18 protein-coding genes and 2 tRNA genes are annotated in these 14,553 nt (G+C 64.3%); 10 read left to right on the forward strand and 10 right to left on the reverse strand.

What is annotated here, in order from left to right; genetic code table 11:
- Nucleotide 1 precedes the first annotated feature (1 nt).
- From ACYVF5_RS07250 to ACYVF5_RS07265, 4 genes are all read right to left on the reverse strand, one after another.
- On the reverse strand, nucleotides 2-364 hold the full coding sequence (locus ACYVF5_RS07250; protein WP_460944797.1) for a DUF2200 domain-containing protein: 363 nt from the start codon (nucleotides 362-364) through the stop codon (nucleotides 2-4).
- A gap of 60 nt (nucleotides 365-424) precedes the next feature.
- Nucleotides 425-500 (reverse strand) — tRNA-His (locus ACYVF5_RS07255).
- A gap of 51 nt (nucleotides 501-551) precedes the next feature.
- Nucleotides 552-1,172, reverse strand: coding sequence for an oligoribonuclease (gene orn / locus ACYVF5_RS07260; protein ID WP_460944799.1), 621 nt, complete (start codon nucleotides 1,170-1,172; stop codon nucleotides 552-554).
- The gene (locus ACYVF5_RS07265; RefSeq protein WP_460944802.1) at nucleotides 1,169-1,990 is read right to left on the reverse strand and encodes an SGNH/GDSL hydrolase family protein; all 822 of its coding nucleotides are present in this window, start codon (nucleotides 1,988-1,990) and stop codon (nucleotides 1,169-1,171) included. The genes orn and ACYVF5_RS07265 overlap by 4 nt, the downstream gene beginning before the upstream one ends.
- A 134-nt stretch (nucleotides 1,991-2,124) precedes the next feature.
- On the opposite strand from ACYVF5_RS07265, the gene ACYVF5_RS07270 reads away from it, so the two are divergent.
- The 8 genes from ACYVF5_RS07270 to ACYVF5_RS07305 all read left to right on the forward strand — a co-directional run bounded on the left by ACYVF5_RS07270 (nucleotide 2,125) and on the right by ACYVF5_RS07305 (nucleotide 8,175).
- Nucleotides 2,125-2,197, forward strand: a tRNA-Arg gene (locus tag ACYVF5_RS07270).
- Nucleotides 2,198-2,948: 751 nt separating this feature from the next.
- Nucleotides 2,949-3,158 (forward strand): heavy-metal-associated domain-containing protein, encoded by a 210-nt coding sequence (locus ACYVF5_RS07275; protein WP_460944804.1) that lies wholly within the window; start codon nucleotides 2,949-2,951, stop codon nucleotides 3,156-3,158.
- Between the two features lie 215 nt (nucleotides 3,159-3,373).
- Entirely contained in the window at nucleotides 3,374-4,111 is a 738-nt protein-coding gene (locus ACYVF5_RS07280; protein ID WP_460944805.1) for a hypothetical protein, read from the forward strand.
- Between the two features lie 50 nt (nucleotides 4,112-4,161).
- On the forward strand, nucleotides 4,162-6,432 hold the full coding sequence (locus ACYVF5_RS07285; protein WP_460944807.1) for a heavy metal translocating P-type ATPase: 2,271 nt from the start codon (nucleotides 4,162-4,164) through the stop codon (nucleotides 6,430-6,432).
- A 49-nt stretch (nucleotides 6,433-6,481) separates the two neighbouring features.
- Nucleotides 6,482-6,751: a YHS domain-containing protein gene (locus tag ACYVF5_RS07290; RefSeq protein WP_460944809.1), complete on the forward strand. Its 270-nt coding sequence runs from the start codon at nucleotides 6,482-6,484 to the stop codon at nucleotides 6,749-6,751.
- Nucleotides 6,752-6,890: 139 nt separating this feature from the next.
- Nucleotides 6,891-7,346 (forward strand): FAD-dependent oxidoreductase, encoded by a 456-nt coding sequence (locus tag ACYVF5_RS07295; protein ID WP_460945305.1) that lies wholly within the window; start codon nucleotides 6,891-6,893, stop codon nucleotides 7,344-7,346.
- Nucleotides 7,347-7,489: 143 nt separating this feature from the next.
- Nucleotides 7,490-7,801: a metal-sensitive transcriptional regulator gene (locus ACYVF5_RS07300; protein ID WP_460944811.1), complete on the forward strand. Its 312-nt coding sequence runs from the start codon at nucleotides 7,490-7,492 to the stop codon at nucleotides 7,799-7,801.
- Between the two features lie 98 nt (nucleotides 7,802-7,899).
- The gene (locus ACYVF5_RS07305; protein ID WP_460944813.1) at nucleotides 7,900-8,175 is read left to right on the forward strand and encodes a hypothetical protein; all 276 of its coding nucleotides are present in this window, start codon (nucleotides 7,900-7,902) and stop codon (nucleotides 8,173-8,175) included.
- Between the two features lie 217 nt (nucleotides 8,176-8,392).
- Here the strand turns inward: ACYVF5_RS07305 and ACYVF5_RS07310 are convergent, their stop codons facing one another.
- Nucleotides 8,393-9,292 (reverse strand): SDR family NAD(P)-dependent oxidoreductase, encoded by a 900-nt coding sequence (locus tag ACYVF5_RS07310; RefSeq protein ID WP_460944815.1) that lies wholly within the window; start codon nucleotides 9,290-9,292, stop codon nucleotides 8,393-8,395.
- A gap of 103 nt (nucleotides 9,293-9,395) precedes the next feature.
- On the opposite strand from ACYVF5_RS07310, the gene ACYVF5_RS07315 reads away from it, so the two are divergent.
- Entirely contained in the window at nucleotides 9,396-10,028 is a 633-nt protein-coding gene (locus ACYVF5_RS07315; protein WP_460944817.1) for a TetR/AcrR family transcriptional regulator, read from the forward strand.
- 110 nt (nucleotides 10,029-10,138) lie between these two features.
- Here ACYVF5_RS07315 and ACYVF5_RS07320 read toward each other — a convergent pair whose 3' ends face one another.
- From ACYVF5_RS07320 to ACYVF5_RS07335, 4 genes are all read right to left on the reverse strand, one after another.
- Nucleotides 10,139-10,432, reverse strand: coding sequence for a hypothetical protein (locus ACYVF5_RS07320; protein ID WP_460944819.1), 294 nt, complete (start codon nucleotides 10,430-10,432; stop codon nucleotides 10,139-10,141).
- Nucleotides 10,433-10,508: 76 nt separating this feature from the next.
- A complete protein-coding gene (locus ACYVF5_RS07325) occupies nucleotides 10,509-11,117 on the reverse strand; it encodes a Fic/DOC family protein (RefSeq protein WP_460945307.1) in 609 nt (202 codons plus the stop codon).
- 106 nt (nucleotides 11,118-11,223) lie between these two features.
- On the reverse strand, nucleotides 11,224-11,421 hold the full coding sequence (locus ACYVF5_RS07330; protein ID WP_460944821.1) for an antitoxin VbhA family protein: 198 nt from the start codon (nucleotides 11,419-11,421) through the stop codon (nucleotides 11,224-11,226).
- A gap of 148 nt (nucleotides 11,422-11,569) precedes the next feature.
- Nucleotides 11,570-12,817, reverse strand: coding sequence for a cation:proton antiporter (locus tag ACYVF5_RS07335; protein ID WP_460944823.1), 1,248 nt, complete (start codon nucleotides 12,815-12,817; stop codon nucleotides 11,570-11,572).
- Nucleotides 12,818-12,884: 67 nt separating this feature from the next.
- On the opposite strand from ACYVF5_RS07335, the gene nadE reads away from it, so the two are divergent.
- The gene (gene nadE, locus ACYVF5_RS07340; protein WP_460944825.1) at nucleotides 12,885-13,709 is read left to right on the forward strand and encodes an ammonia-dependent NAD(+) synthetase; all 825 of its coding nucleotides are present in this window, start codon (nucleotides 12,885-12,887) and stop codon (nucleotides 13,707-13,709) included.
- 1 nt (nucleotide 13,710) lies between these two features.
- Here the strand turns inward: nadE and ACYVF5_RS07345 are convergent, their stop codons facing one another.
- Nucleotides 13,711-14,466 (reverse strand): hypothetical protein, encoded by a 756-nt coding sequence (locus tag ACYVF5_RS07345; RefSeq protein WP_460944827.1) that lies wholly within the window; start codon nucleotides 14,464-14,466, stop codon nucleotides 13,711-13,713.
- Between the last annotated feature and the right edge of the window lie 87 nt (nucleotides 14,467-14,553).

A 14,553-nucleotide genomic window follows, 5' to 3' on the forward strand; every position in this document is an offset into this window, starting at 1 on the left:
CTCAGGATCGCAGAATCTTCTCGATGGTCTTGCCCTTGGCAAGCTCATCGACCAGTTTGTCGAGGTAGCGGACCTGTTGCATCACGGGGTCTTCGATGTCTTCGACCCGCACTCCGCACACGACGCCGGTGATCAGCGGGGCATTGGAGTTCAGCCGCGCGTCGGCGAAGAACTCCTCGAACGAGGTCTCCATCGCCACGTGACGCTCGACAGCAGTGTCATCGAACCCGGTCAGCCACGTGATGACCTGGTGCAGCTCGGCCTTCGTGCGGCCCTTGCTCTCCACCTTCGTGACGTAGTGGGGATACACCGCAGAGAACGGCATCCGGTAGACCCGCTTCAGGGTCTTCTCATCCGTCTTCATACCGCGATTCTACCGGGCCTGGCGCAGCCATGAATGCGTAACCGCCACGCTCGCCCCACTTGGGGTGAGTAACGGGGCTTGAACCCGCGACCTCCTGGACCACAACCAGGCGCTCTACCAACTGAGCTATACCCACCATGGCATCCGCTTGTCGGCGAACCGCGCGAATGCAACGAGGACGATTCTATTACACGTCTGAGGCGTATGCGTTCACCACGGCCTCCGCCGCGGCTTTTGCGTCGTCTGAGGTGGGCCCGGGCATCGGTACGAAAGCGATCTGACGGTAATAGGCAAGTTCGCGGATCGACTCCTGGATGTCGGCGAGGGCACGGTGACCGCCGTCTTTCGCCGGGGCGTTGAAGTAGATTCTCGGGTACCAGCGACGGGCCAGCTCTTTGATCGACGACACGTCGATGTTGCGGTAGTGCAGGTGGGAGTCGAGCCTGGGCATGTATTTCATCAGGAACGCACGGTCCGTGCCGATGGAGTTGCCGGCGAGCGGTGCCTTCTGATCGGCGGGGATGTGCTTGAGGATGTATTCGATGACCTGGTACTCGGCCTCTGCGACGTCGACGCCGAGGGGGATCTCATCGATGAGCCCGGACTCTTTGTGCATGTTGGTGACGAACTCGCCCATCTGCTCGAGGGCAGCGGGGTTCGCCTTGATCACGATGTCGATGCCCTCGTCGACCGGTTTGAGGTCGAAGTCGGTGATGATCACCGCGATCTCGACCAGCTCGTCGACGTCGAGGTCGAGCCCGGTCATCTCGCAGTCAATCCACACCATCCGGTCACTGGCAGCACTCATCCCACAATGGTAGCGGTGACATCGGACGAGCTCGGTTGCGGAAGCACCAGCGGCTGCAACGCAGGACGCTTCGCTGTTCGCCCGTCGCCCGCGGTTTTGCCCCGCACCCTGCGGATGACCCAGGGGAAGACGTGATCGCTCACCCACTCGGATAACGGCAGCGACTGGCCGACAGGCCGCGCTCCGGTCATCGCCGTGCTGCCGTCATCTGGGATGACGCCCAGCGCCTGCGCCGCGAGCCTGGCGACGAGTGCGTGACCCTCCGGGCTCAGATGCACCCGATCGACACAGCGCATGTCACTCCGCTGGAGCTCGCGCGTTCCCCAGAGATCGAGCACGTGGGCGCCGTGTGTCCTGGCGATGCTCCAGACGTTCGAGTTGAAGATCGCGGCTCGCCCGCGCAGCGGGCGCAGAACCGGCATGAAGAACGGATCGAAGCTGTTCGCCAACAGCACTGTGCTGCCGACTTTGCGCAGCATAACGACGCCCTCTTCGAGAACGGCCGCGAGAGCATCCGGGTCGGCCCCCGGCTTCGCAAGATCATTGGCGCCGACCATGATCGACACGAGATCCGGTTTGAGGGCGAGGGCCTCTGGAATCTGCTCGTTGACGACGTGAGCGATGCGTCTGCTTCGCACGGCGACGTTCGCGTACTCGAGGATGCTGCCGCGCGATCGTGCGACATCGGCCAGCATCATGGCGAAGCGATCGGCCCAGCCGAGCCAGGAGTCGTGGGTGCCCGCCCTCTGCGGGTCACCGAGCCCTTCTGTGATGGAATCACCTGTTGCGACATAACGTGTGCAGGTTTGTGCGTTCACGATGCAATCGTGCTAGGCCGTCGTCGTCGACGACAGGCGGACGCGCTGACCGTCACCGAACCGTCAACGACTGTTTGCGAAGCCGACACCTGAGGAGTTGCATGCCTGATGACTGCGATATTCTAGAAACGTGCGCCTCCGTAGCTCAGGGGATAGAGCAGGAGCCTTCTAATCTCTTGGTCGCAGGTTCGAATCCTGCCGGGGGCACTGTGTGACGGAGTGGGCGGCGGGTCTGGGAGTGGGCTCTTGCGGTGCTTCTCATCTCTTGGTCGCAGGTTCGAATCCTGCCGGGGGCACTTAACGCACAAGGCGCGAACCTGGTCCGAAGAATCAAGGGCTGGGTTCGGGTTGTGCAGGTTCATGGCGACCCTCCGCCCTCGAAACGATCGGGAGCGTGTGAGTGCTCGATCTAGCAGCGATGGTTCGCACAGCACTTGCAAGTCGAGCGTAGAGAACGAACCGGAATAGAGCAGCCACGAGGGGCATTTGGTTTGCGAGCGATGTCGGCCATCTCGGCCGCACGACAGCAACGGACGCGCTTTCGATCGCTTTTGCGGACTCCGACTTTTGCTATGGGTCGAGCTGCCAGGCTAATAGCCCGCTGAGTAGGCCCCGTCTGCCTTAAGGAGTTGCCCGGGATACCCAGCGCCCGCGCGAGGAAACAAGAAACGAGACATGTGCCGCAAATAGGGAGCGTGCGCGGCCTGATCCCTTACTCGCAAAGGCACAGCGTCTCCACCAGCGTTGCCGGGGGCACGCGGATGTGCTGTTTGCTCGAGGGGTAGGTCTGCGTGGTTCAGGTGGGGGTGCCGCTGGCTCTTCGCGGATTGCGCAGCCGTCTGCGCGACAGGGCTGTTGCGCTCTTCGCCTCCTCCTTGTGGAATACCTGCCGGGGGTATACTGTTTGCAACAGGTAGGGATACCCGGTGGGGGTATCCTTCGGTGAGGAGGATAGCTGATGGCTGCGAATGAGTACCAGGTGACCGGCATGACTTGCGGGCACTGCGAGATGTCGATCCGTGAAGAAGTCAGCGAGATCGCCGGCGTCGAGAACATCCAGGTCAGCGCGCAGGCGGGCAAGCTCGTCGTCACCGGTGAGGGTGAAATCGACGACGCGAAGGTGCTCGCTGCGGTCGAGGAGGCCGGCTACTCGGCGGTGCGGGTCTGATGAAGGCCGGCGCACGACTCGCGCTCTACGGAGCGGGGCTGGCGGTTGCGTTCGGCGGCGCATTCGCAGCCGCCGGAGCCATCGTCCCCGACGGTTTTGTTGCAGCGTGGGCGGAAGGAAGCGATATGAACATGCACGGTGAAGGACATGGCCGCGGCGATACCGAGGCTGCCGGACACGCACTGAATGGGATCTCGATCGACGCGGGCCGCTTCGTGATCTCGCCCGTCGAGGCCCCCAGCATTGTAGACGCCGAGGGCGAGCTGAGTTTCCAGGTTCAGACCCTCTCGGGTGAGCCGGTTACGGAGTTCGCCGAGGCTCACGAGAAAGATCTCCACCTGATCGTCGTCCGCACCGACGGTGCCGAGTTCCGGCATGTCCATCCTGATCTGGACGAGGCCACCGGGATTTGGTCACTGCCGTGGAGATGGGATGCGGCGGGCACTTACCGGGTGTACGCCGATTTCACTCCCGCGACCGAGGGCGCGGAGGGCATCACCCTGACCCGCTCGGTCGAGGTCGCCGGCGACTTTGCCCCTGTGACCGCGGAGGTGCAACGTACGACGGAGGTTGACGGCTTCACAGTCACTATCGAGGGCGACCTCATCGCCGGAGAGACGGGCAACCTTACGATCTCGGTCGAGCGTGACGGGGAGCCCGTGGCCGCGCTCGAGCCGTACCTCGGCGCGTTCGGCCACCTGGTCGCGCTGCGCGAAGGGGATCTGGCATATCTGCACGTCCACGCCGAAGGCGACGAGCCCCACGCGGGCGACACGGCCGGCCCGGAGATCGGATTCATGGCCGAAGCACCCACTGCGGGCCACTACCTCCTGTACTTCGACTTCCAGGTCGACGGGACGGTGCACACCGCCGAGTTCGTCATCGACGCCGCCCACGGCGACACTCACGGTGACGGCGACGAATCGCACTCGGACGACGAGGGCGGCCATTAACCCACCTGGTGTGGCCGTCGCATACAGAGAGCTGAGAGAGAAGGAAGATGATGAGCACATCAGCACCCACTACCAGTGGGTCGGGCATCGAGTTGGTGATCGGCGGGATGACCTGCGCCTCCTGCGCGAACCGGATCGAGAAGAAGCTGAACAAGCTCGACGGCGTCCAGGCGACGGTCAACTACGCTACCGAGAAGGCCAAGGTCACCGTGCCCGACGGGTACGACCCCGTGCTGCTGATCGCCGTGGTCGAGAAGACGGGATACACCGCCGCGCTCCCGCAGCCCAAGAACGCCCAGGCAGCCCAGAGCGCCGGCGGTGAGGCTGACGAGTCCGACCCCGAGTTGACGTCGCTGCGGCACCGGCTGATCGGGTCGATCGTGCTCACGGTGCCCGTGATCGCGATGGCGATGGTCCCCGCGCTGCAGTTCACCTACTGGCAGTGGGCCTCGCTCGCCCTGGCCGCACCGGTGATCATTTGGGCGGCCTGGCCGTTCCACAAGGCCGCGTGGACGAACCTCAAGCACGGCACCGCGACGATGGACACGCTTATCTCTATGGGCACCTCGGTCGCGCTGCTGTGGTCGCTGTATGCCCTGTTCTTCGGCACCGCCGGCACACCGGGGATGACGCACCCGTTCGAGTTCACGATCGCTCCCTCCGACGGCGCGGCGAACATCTACCTCGAAGTCGGTGCGGGTGTGACGATGTTCATCCTGGCGGGCCGCTACTTCGAGAAGCGCTCCAAGCGTCAGGCCGGGGCCGCGCTCCGCGCTCTGCTCGAACTCGGCGCGAAGGAGGTCTCCGTGCTGCGGGACGGCGCCGAGGTGAAGATCCCCACCGACGAACTGCTTGTGGGAGATGAGTTCATCGTGCGCCCCGGCGAGAAGATCGCCACCGACGGTACCGTCGTCTCCGGTACCTCCGCCGTAGACGCGTCCATGCTCACCGGCGAGTCGGTGCCCGTCGAGGTCGGTGAGGGCGACGCGGTCACCGGTGCCACCGTCAACGCCGGTGGGCGCCTGGTCGTGCGCGCCACGCGCGTCGGCTCCGACACGCAGCTTGCGCAGATGGCGAAGCTCGTCGATGATGCGCAGACCGGCAAGGCCGAGGTGCAGCGCCTGGCCGATCGCATCTCCGGCGTGTTCGTGCCAATCGTGATCGTGGTCGCGTTCGTCACCCTCGGTGCATGGCTCGGCGCGGGATTCCCCGTCGCCGCCGCGTTCACCGCTGCGGTCGCGGTCCTCGTGATCGCGTGCCCCTGCGCACTGGGGCTTGCGACCCCGACCGCGCTGCTGGTCGGCACTGGCCGTGGCGCGCAGATGGGCATCCTCATCAAGGGGCCGGAGGTGCTGGAATCGACCCGCAAGGTCGACACCGTGGTGCTCGACAAGACCGGCACCGTCACCACCGGCAAGATGACCCTCGTCGATGTCATCACCGAGCCCGGTGTGGACCGTGGGGAGCTGCTGCGCTTCGCCGGTGCGCTTGAGGATGCTTCCGAGCACCCGATCGCGCAGGCGATCGCCAAGGGCGCCACGCAGGAGGTCGGTCAGCTTCCGACCCCGGAGGATTTCGCGAACGTCGAAGGCAAGGGCGTGCAGGGCATCATCGACGGTACCCCGGTTGTCGTCGGCCGCGAGTCGCTGCTGGCCGACTGGTCGCAGCGCCTCTCCCGCGAGGTCGCGTCGGCCAAGGCGCGCGCCGAGGGCGAGGGCAAGACCGTCGTCGCCATCGGTTGGGATGGGCAGGCGCGCGGTATCCTCGTCGTCGCTGACACCGTCAAGCCGACGAGCGCTGAGGCGATCGCCCAGCTCAAGGAGATCGGCCTCACCCCGGTGCTCCTCACCGGCGATAACGAGGCGGTCGCCCGCCAGATCGCTTCCGAAGTCGGCATCGAGCAGGTCATCGCAGAGGTGCTCCCCAAGGACAAGGTCGACGTCGTCGCCCGGCTGCAGCAGGTGGGCAAGATCGTCGCGATGATCGGCGACGGCGTCAACGACGCCCCCGCCCTCGCCCAGGCCGACCTGGGACTGGCGATGGGCACCGGCACCGACGTCGCGATCGAGGCCTCTGACATCACGCTCGTGCGCGGCGACCTGCGCTCCGCCGTCGACGCGATCCGCCTGTCGCGGAAGACTCTGTCGACGATCAAGACGAACCTGTTCTGGGCATTCGCCTACAACACCGCTGCGATCCCGGTCGCAGCCCTCGGCATGCTTAATCCCATGCTCGCAGGTGCGGCGATGGCGTTCTCCAGCGTCTTCGTCGTCGGCAACAGCCTCCGCCTGCGGGGGTTCAAGAGCGTCACCAAGCAGTGACGATCTGAACCGCCCCATCCCACATCAGAACGAAAGGCAACGACTCATCATGACGAACGACACCCCGAGCACGTCCGGCTGCTGCAGCACCAGCGCACCGAACCCGGCCGCAGCTGGCAACGGCCGTAACAACCTCCTCGGCGGCGGTGACGACACGACTACCTGCCCTGTCATGGTCGAGAGCCCCGTCAGCAAGAAGGTGGCGGAGGCAGCCGGTCTGTTCCGTGACTTCGAAGGCGAACGCTACTACTTCTGCTGCGCCGGGTGTGGCCCCGCGTTCGACTCGGACCCGGCCAAGTACGCCTCGAACATGGCGTAACCCACCGGCGTGCGGGGTGGCACGGCCAAGCGACCGTGCCACCCCGCCACCTGATCAGAGCCTCGTGCGTTCATAGAACCAACACTCATTCCGTCACAGTCCAGGAGTTCCCGTCATAACCACCACTCCGCACGTCCTTATTCTCGGTGCAGGAGCCGCCGGCTCCGCCGCCGCGCGCAGTCTCGCCGCCCGGGACGACGTCCGGGTGACGCTGGTGGCTCAGACCGGCGAGACACCGTACACACTGATGCTGATCAGAGGCATCGCGTTCGGCCCGATACCGCCTGAGCTCATCAAGCTCCCTCTGCCAGAGATTGAGGTCATCACCGACACCGTGGTCGAAGCCAACACTTCGGCGAAGGAGGTGCGGCTGGCCTCCGGCGCGCAGCTCGGCTACGACGCTCTCATCGTCGCGACCGGAAGCGAGTCCCGCCCTTTCACCCCTGATGTCATCAGACGTGAGACTGCTCTGCACATCCGCGAGCTGATGACAGGCCTCGGCCGGCCCGCGCGCGTGGCGATATACGGCGGGCACCGTCTACCAGTGGGGTCAGCGACTCAACTGCGTACAGGTCTGAGATCTGACCGAGACTAGTACTACTTGCAGAACAAGGAGCAGATCATGACTGACCCTCACGCACATCCGCAATCGCATCACGATCATTCATGTGCGGATGCCGACCTCACCACCGTAGCCAGTACCCGTTCCGTTCTGGAACGCCAACAGTAAGGACGCCCATGTCACCTGAGAATGACGTCGCCGCCAGTCATCACGGCTACATCGACGACAAGAATCAGTACTTGCAGCGCATGAAACGCATCGAAGGTCAGGCGCGTGGCATCGCGAAAATGATCGACGAGGAGAAGTACTGCATCGACATCCTCACCCAGGTCAGCGCGCTCACCCGCGCCCTGCAGGGCGTCGCCACCGGGCTGCTCGATGATCACCTCAAGCACTGCGTGCTCGACGCGGCCAAGCTCAGCGACGACGCTGGCAAGGCGAAGATCCAGGAAGCCACCGACGCAATCAACCGCCTGGTGCGCTCCTGAGACGCGTCCCCCCCCCGACCCAACACTCACACTGGCCTCGGCCGTGGGCGCCTCCCGCGACCTCCTGGGCGAGCTCGTCGAGCGCCACGGCACCGTCGGTGACATGGTGTCGACGATGGCGCACTCGCCGGCCCGGTCCCGAACCCAGAGCGCCTCCTGGCACCTCATGCGTCACCGGACTCATCGACCTCGGACGGCTCGGACGCGCTGACCCCTACGCCGACATCGCCCTCCTGTTCGCGAACGCCCGCGAGACCTGGCCCGACGAAGACACCGCCCGCCACGTAGAGCACGACTTCGCCTCCCGATATGGCATCGCCCTCGACCCCGACCGACTGGACTTCTACCTCCGGCTCGACCCTCTGACCTGGTGACCACGCGCAGCGAACCCGCACACACTGAACCCGGCATCACCGAGCCCCGGGACGTCGATCCGAGCGAGATCCGGGCCAGGTATGAAAGGGATCCTCGCCCGGGATATCAACGATTGGAGCCTTGCCCAGCCCGAGACGCCATAGAGAAACTCATGGTGCCTCTCATCTCTTGTCGCAGGTTCGAATCCTGCGGGGGCACTCGATGCCCGACGCTGTGTCAGCCTCGGGCGAGCTCCTCCGCCCAGCCGGTGTTTTCGGCTGTCATCCAGTTCGTAAGCTGTGCTGTGTCGTCGAGCACGGCGAATCCGTCCCGATCGAGCACCCGGTCGCCGTTGGCGACGAGGTCGGCGATCGTGAGGTCCTTGTTCCAGTGACCTCGTGTCGACCCGACGAAGTTGAGAGCGGCGCGGCCTGCCGCGGCCTCGATGATCTGACCATTGAGCACATTGTCTCGGCGAAGCAGCCAGCCGACGACGGGGGCGACAAGGCGGGCCGGCATCATGGTTTCGGACTGTTTGCGCGCGGTTTCGTCCTCCATCGCCCCCGACATCCCAGTGAAGGCACCCGGCGCGAGAACGTTGACGGTGATGCCGTGCTCGGCGCCCTCGACGGCGAGCGTCTTCGCCAACCCGAGTACCGCGCCCTTGGATGCCGCATAATGCGCGATCAACGGCTGCGAGACCCATGCGCTCGACGAGCTGACCATCACGATCCGTCCGTAACCCTGATCCTCGAGGTGCGGCCAGGCGGCGTTCACGACGTTGAACGCGCCGTACGCGTTGACCTTCATCACCCGGTCGAACGTATCGAAATCCATCTCCCGGAAGGGGACATTGCGGATGACTGCAGCGTTGCTGACGACCATGTGGAGACCACCGAACTCCGAGAGAGCTGCGCCGATGAGCGCCTTCGCCTGACCTGGGTCAGAGACGTCGTGCATGCTGACCACCGCTCGTCCGCCCGCCGAGATGATCTCGTCAACCACCTCGTGTGCTGTGGGGGAGAGATCGTTGACGACGACCGCAGCTCCCTCGTGCGCCAACAGCAGCGCATGCTCACGGCCCATCCCGGCTCCAGCGCCCGTCACGACCGCTACCTGACCATCGAACAGTCCCATTTCTCGCTCCTTCGCTCGTCCGGTCTCGCAAGTGCGATCCGCCCGGAACAACAATACGCTTTTATAGACACCTGTCTATCTCACGAGGCGCAATGATAGTCACATGTCTCTCACGCCTCAGCAGGAGCGCCGCGACCACCGCGCGACGTCGGCGGATGACCGTTCCCGTGCCACGCGTCGTCGCCTCGCATCCGCGCTCACCGCCGCTCTGGACGCAGGCGAACCGGCCGGCGTCGCCAGCGTATGCGCACGAGCCGAGGTGGGACGCAGCACGTTCTACACTCACTTCGCGACACTCGACGAGCTCGTCGAGTTCGCGATCGACGATCTTTTCACCGATCTGGCGCCCATCGATCGTGCGCGACGCGAGAGCCATTCCCTGTCGCGCACGGAGATCACCCGTATCGGTCTGGCGGAACTCATCGGCAGCGTTCTGGGAAGCCGAGCCATCCTGGCGTATGCTTCCCGGCAGCCGGGCAGAGAACAGCTCCGCAACCGCCTCATCGTCGACATGTCCCGAAGCCTGCGCGGCACGATCCTCGCCGAGCGCGCGGATGCATCCGAATCGTTCATCTCCATCGCCAGCGAGTACGTGGCCGGTGGTGTGATCTCGGTGCTGCTCAGGCTCGTCGAGAACCCGGAAGACTACGACCACGACGAGGTCGTCGCGATAATCGCCGACATCCTCCCCGTCTGGTTGACCAGCGAGCACACCGCGTCGTCCGATTCCCGCTAGCGAACCCGACGGTTCCCGTGTGCCGTCGCGCCGGCTCCTCAGGCGCGGGCAGAAGCAAAGTCGTCACGACACGGCGATCTCGGCCGACGGGTACGCGACCGTCCCGTGACTCACGCTTCGTCGATGAGGTCGCGGTCCTTCGTCTGAGGGTCATCCTCTGGTGGCTGCGACAGGTGTTGAGGGAGCACCGTGGACGACCTGTGCCGCAGTGCGAGACCGAGAAGGGGAAACACGAGAACGCTGATCAGGCCGGCGCCGACGAGAGCGGCAGCCAGGCCGCTGTCTATCTCGCCCGTGTCGACGCCGATCGCAGAGACGGCGACGATGATCGGCAATCCCGTGGCGCCGAAGAGCATGGTGGCGACACGGTCACGGCCCGTCGAGCCGGCCGGCGCCGCCAGCATGCTCGCAGCAGCACGGCCTGCAGATCGTCGATGAGCGCGTGGAGTTCAAAGGTCACGCCGGTGTTATGGCGCTGAACTATTCGTTCGAAGACTTACCCCGGTTCGATCTGGGGGAATCATTGGGAGCGTACGTCACCGGTGAGATCGTTCGATACACGGAGCTGTCATCGAAAAGGAACCTGTCAGCTACAGGTGGTTCCAGTAGCTTTGTGAAAATCGGGTGGAACGGTGCCCCGTTGCCCTGGTCGAACGCACTGATCGAAGCTTCCAGATGTTCGCGTTGGCTGATGTTCCGCCAGGAGAGCGAGCGGCCCGATATCGTTGCGATCTGGTCGAGGAACGCGCGCTGCGTTCGCCCGTTTCCTTCCCTGAAGAGGTGCATGTAGTTGATCATCTCGAGCAACGTCGAGATCTGTTCGATGAAAGATTCGTCATCGATCGGATGCGTACTGAGCAGATCGGAGTCGTGCAACCAGCCAAAGGTGGTCTCAGCTGCGGTATGAGCCATCTGGATGGGGAGGAACACCGATGCGTCCTTCTGGATGTTTACACTGCGCAGCTGCCCTGCCCATCCATAGACGTCTTGGAACAATCTCCGGTGTACCTCTTGCAGTGAGGAAGATCGAAGTTTCCATTCACCGGCTTGCTCTGAAGTTCCTGTCTTCGCGCGAAAGTCATGCGATATTCGACCAGATCGAGTTCTGCCTGAGTCCGCTTGTCGAGCAGGTTCACCAGCACCGTAGAACCCGGGTACAGGTAGGGGTCGACGAAGGTTCCGTCGGAACCGGCCACTAGAGCGCTCGCGTCTTCTCGATGAACTCTTCGATGCTCAGAGAGCCTTCGACATATGCGCGAATATCGATGATGGTATCCGAGTCGGCTTCCATGCCTTCGAGCGACCAGCTCGCCATTGTGTCGACGGCACTCTCTCGGCGGGTCTCACGGCTCTCTACACTGCCCGTTGTGCTCATCGCGAACCTTCCTTCCATCACTGCTATTTTACTCTGAACCACCTCGGCAAGAGAGGCTGAACAGGTGTGTACCAGAGTGCACTGTGTGGCGAAGGCGGCGAGTCTGGGAATGGGCATTTCGCGGTGCTTCTCATCTCTTGGTCGCAGGTTCGACTCCTGCCGTGACTCACGCTTCGTCGATGAGGTCGCGGTCCTTCGTCTGAGGGTCATCCTCTGGTGGCTGCGACAGGTGTTGAGGGAGCACCGTGGACGACCTGTGCCGCAGTGCGAGACCGAGAAGGGGAAACACGAGAACGCTGATCAGGCCGGCGCCGACGAGAGCGGCAGCCAGGCCGCTGTCTATCTCGCCCGTGTCGACGCCGATCGCAGAGACGGCGACGATGATCGGCAATCCCGTGGCGCCGAAGAGAGCCGTGGCGACACGGTCACGGCCCGTCGAGCCGGCCGGCGCCGCCAGCATGCTCGGAACACCCCTGATCACGAGCAGCAGCACGACGAAGAGCGGCAGCAGCAGCACGGCCTGCAGATCGTCGATGAGCGCGTGGAGGTCAAAGGTCACGCCGGTGTTGATGAAGAAAACCGGAACGAGAAAGCCGAAACCGAGCGCTTCGACCTTCGACTCGATCGCGTCGCGTCGTTCACGAGGCGCCTCTTGCATCAGCACCCTGAAGAAGAGCCCCGCCACGAAGGCCCCGAGAAGCATGTCGAGGCCGAGCATCACGCTGATCGCGACCAGGGCGACGAGGATCACCATCACGAGTCTGATGGCGAATTGTCCGCTCGTGTGCAGGGTCACCTCGATCACCCTGTGCAGAACCGGGTGCCTGGCACGGCCCACCAGCCATACGGCGAGCACCGCGATCACGATGAATCCGACCAGATAGATGGTGGCCTGGCCGAAGTTATGCCCGCTCAAGAAGAGCGAGATGGCAATGAGCGGGGCGAACTCGCCGACGGCCCCGACCGCGGTGATCGCTGTTCCGAACGGTGTTCTCATCTCACGGGCGTCCCTCAGCACGGGCAGGATCGTGCCCAGGGCTGTCGACGTGAGAGCGACACCGATGAAGACGGCGGGCATGATGCTGTTCATCAGCAGCATGCCGGCGCCGATGCCGAGCACTATCGAGATCAACCAGCCCCAGACGGCACGTTTGAGAGGCCGACCGGACACCCGCTGAAAGTCGATCTCGTTGCCCGCGAGAAAAAAGAGCATGGCGAGCCCCATGTCGGCGATCGTCGTGACGACATCCGTCTCGGTGATCCAGCCGAGCACCGCCGGTCCGCAGAGAAGACCGAGCACGATCTCGAACACAACGAGCGGGATCCGAGCAGCCCGGCCCACCCAGGTGGCGAGTATCGCCGCGACCACTGCGATGACGGGGAAAAGCAGAAGGGTGAGCATCTCTGGAGTCATGGCTACCCTCTCAAGCGGCGATACGCGTCGTTACATGGTCGTAACCGGATGTTAGTAGATTGAGGGGATGGTGACGCTCCAGCAACAGATCATCTCGGCGCTGCACGTGCGGCCGACCGTCGATCCGGCAGAAGAAACGGATGCGCGCATCCGGTTTCTCGAGGACTACCTGCGCCAGACAGGTGCCTCCGGCCTCGTGCTCGGCATCAGCGGGGGACAGGACTCCTCGCTGGCCGGTCGGCTCTGCCAGCTTGCTGCCGAACGGCGCCGCGCAGCGGGTGACGACGTCACCTTCACCGCGGTTCGCCTGCCGTATTCGGTGCAGCGAGACGAAGACGACGCCCAGCTCGCCCTCGAGTTCATTCAGCCGGATCGAATCGTGACATACAACATCCGGGATGCGGTCGATGGTTTCGAGGCCGAGTTCGTGCGGGCAGTCGGACGTTCGATCACTGACTTCAACAAGGGAAACGTGAAGGCACGGGTGCGCATGGTCGCGCAATATGCAGTCGCGGGTCAGGAGGGCCTTCTTGTGGTGGGGACAGACCATGCCGCAGAGGCCGTGACGGGTTTCTTCACGAAGTACGGCGACGGCGGCGCCGACGTTCTGCCGCTGTCGGGACTGACCAAACGGCAGGGGAAGACGCTGCTGCAGCACCTGCGCGCACCTGCGCGCCTCTATGAGAAGCTGCCGACAGCCGACCTGCTCGACGATCGGCCCGGCCAGACCGATGAGGAGAATCTCGGGCTGAGCTACAGCGCCATCGACGCATACCTCGAGGGCGACGAGGTGGCATCCGACATCGCGTCAGCGATCGAAAGCCGTTACCTCGCGACGAGGCACAAGCGTGAGCTCCCGGTGTCGATGTTCGACGACTGGTGGAGGAGCTGAGTCAGCTCGCGTCCTTCTCGGCGGCCGCATCGTCTGCTGAGCGCCGGACCTCCATCGCCGCGACATCGTCGATCAGGCGCTGTGCTTCCGCATCACCGGCTGCTGCTCCCTGGCGTGCGAACGTGGCCGGACTGAGCGAGGGCGGTGGTGTCGTCGCCACCGGTTCATCCGAGAGCGCCGCCGCATCGTTTTCGAACGACTGGCGCTGCTGGCGCGTCGCCCAGGCATCCTGCTCGGCGATGAGGGTCTTCTCCGAGTCAGTGGTCTCGAACTGCCACCTCTCGAGATCACTCTCGAAGATGCGCTTTGCCCGGCCGGGGCGGTGCTGCCAGTCCAAGAGCCGGTCCCGGAACTCCGCCTTCATCGGCGCGAGCTCGTAACCGAAGGTCGCCGACTGGCGTTTCATCTCGGCGAGCTGGTGCGCGGCCCAGTTCGCCGCGGTAGCCGCTCCCTTGAGGGGGAGCAGACGAACATAGATGTCTGCCTGACCCACTGCGCGGTCCGCGAGCACCTGCTCGCCCGGCGTGAGCGAGTTCCAGACTGCCGCTTCGGTCGAGGCGTCGACGAGGGCGGCGATCGCGGATGCTCGCATCTCGCGATCTCGCTGCGCGACGAGGCGGCGAACCGCCGCCTTTGTGATCGACGCGGCGATGAGCGCGGCGACGATGATCGAGACGATGAGCACGGCCGACGTGAAAAGCACGGGCCGTGTCTCGGCTGAGATCAGCCAGCTGACGAATTGATTCCACCACTCCATGTGCCGAAGGTTACCCCTCGGTGTCGTCTGCACCGGTCACGCCACGCCCGATTCTGCGATGCCGGATCAGCGGAGCGGTGCACGACC

Source organism: Okibacterium endophyticum (assembly GCF_054780075.1).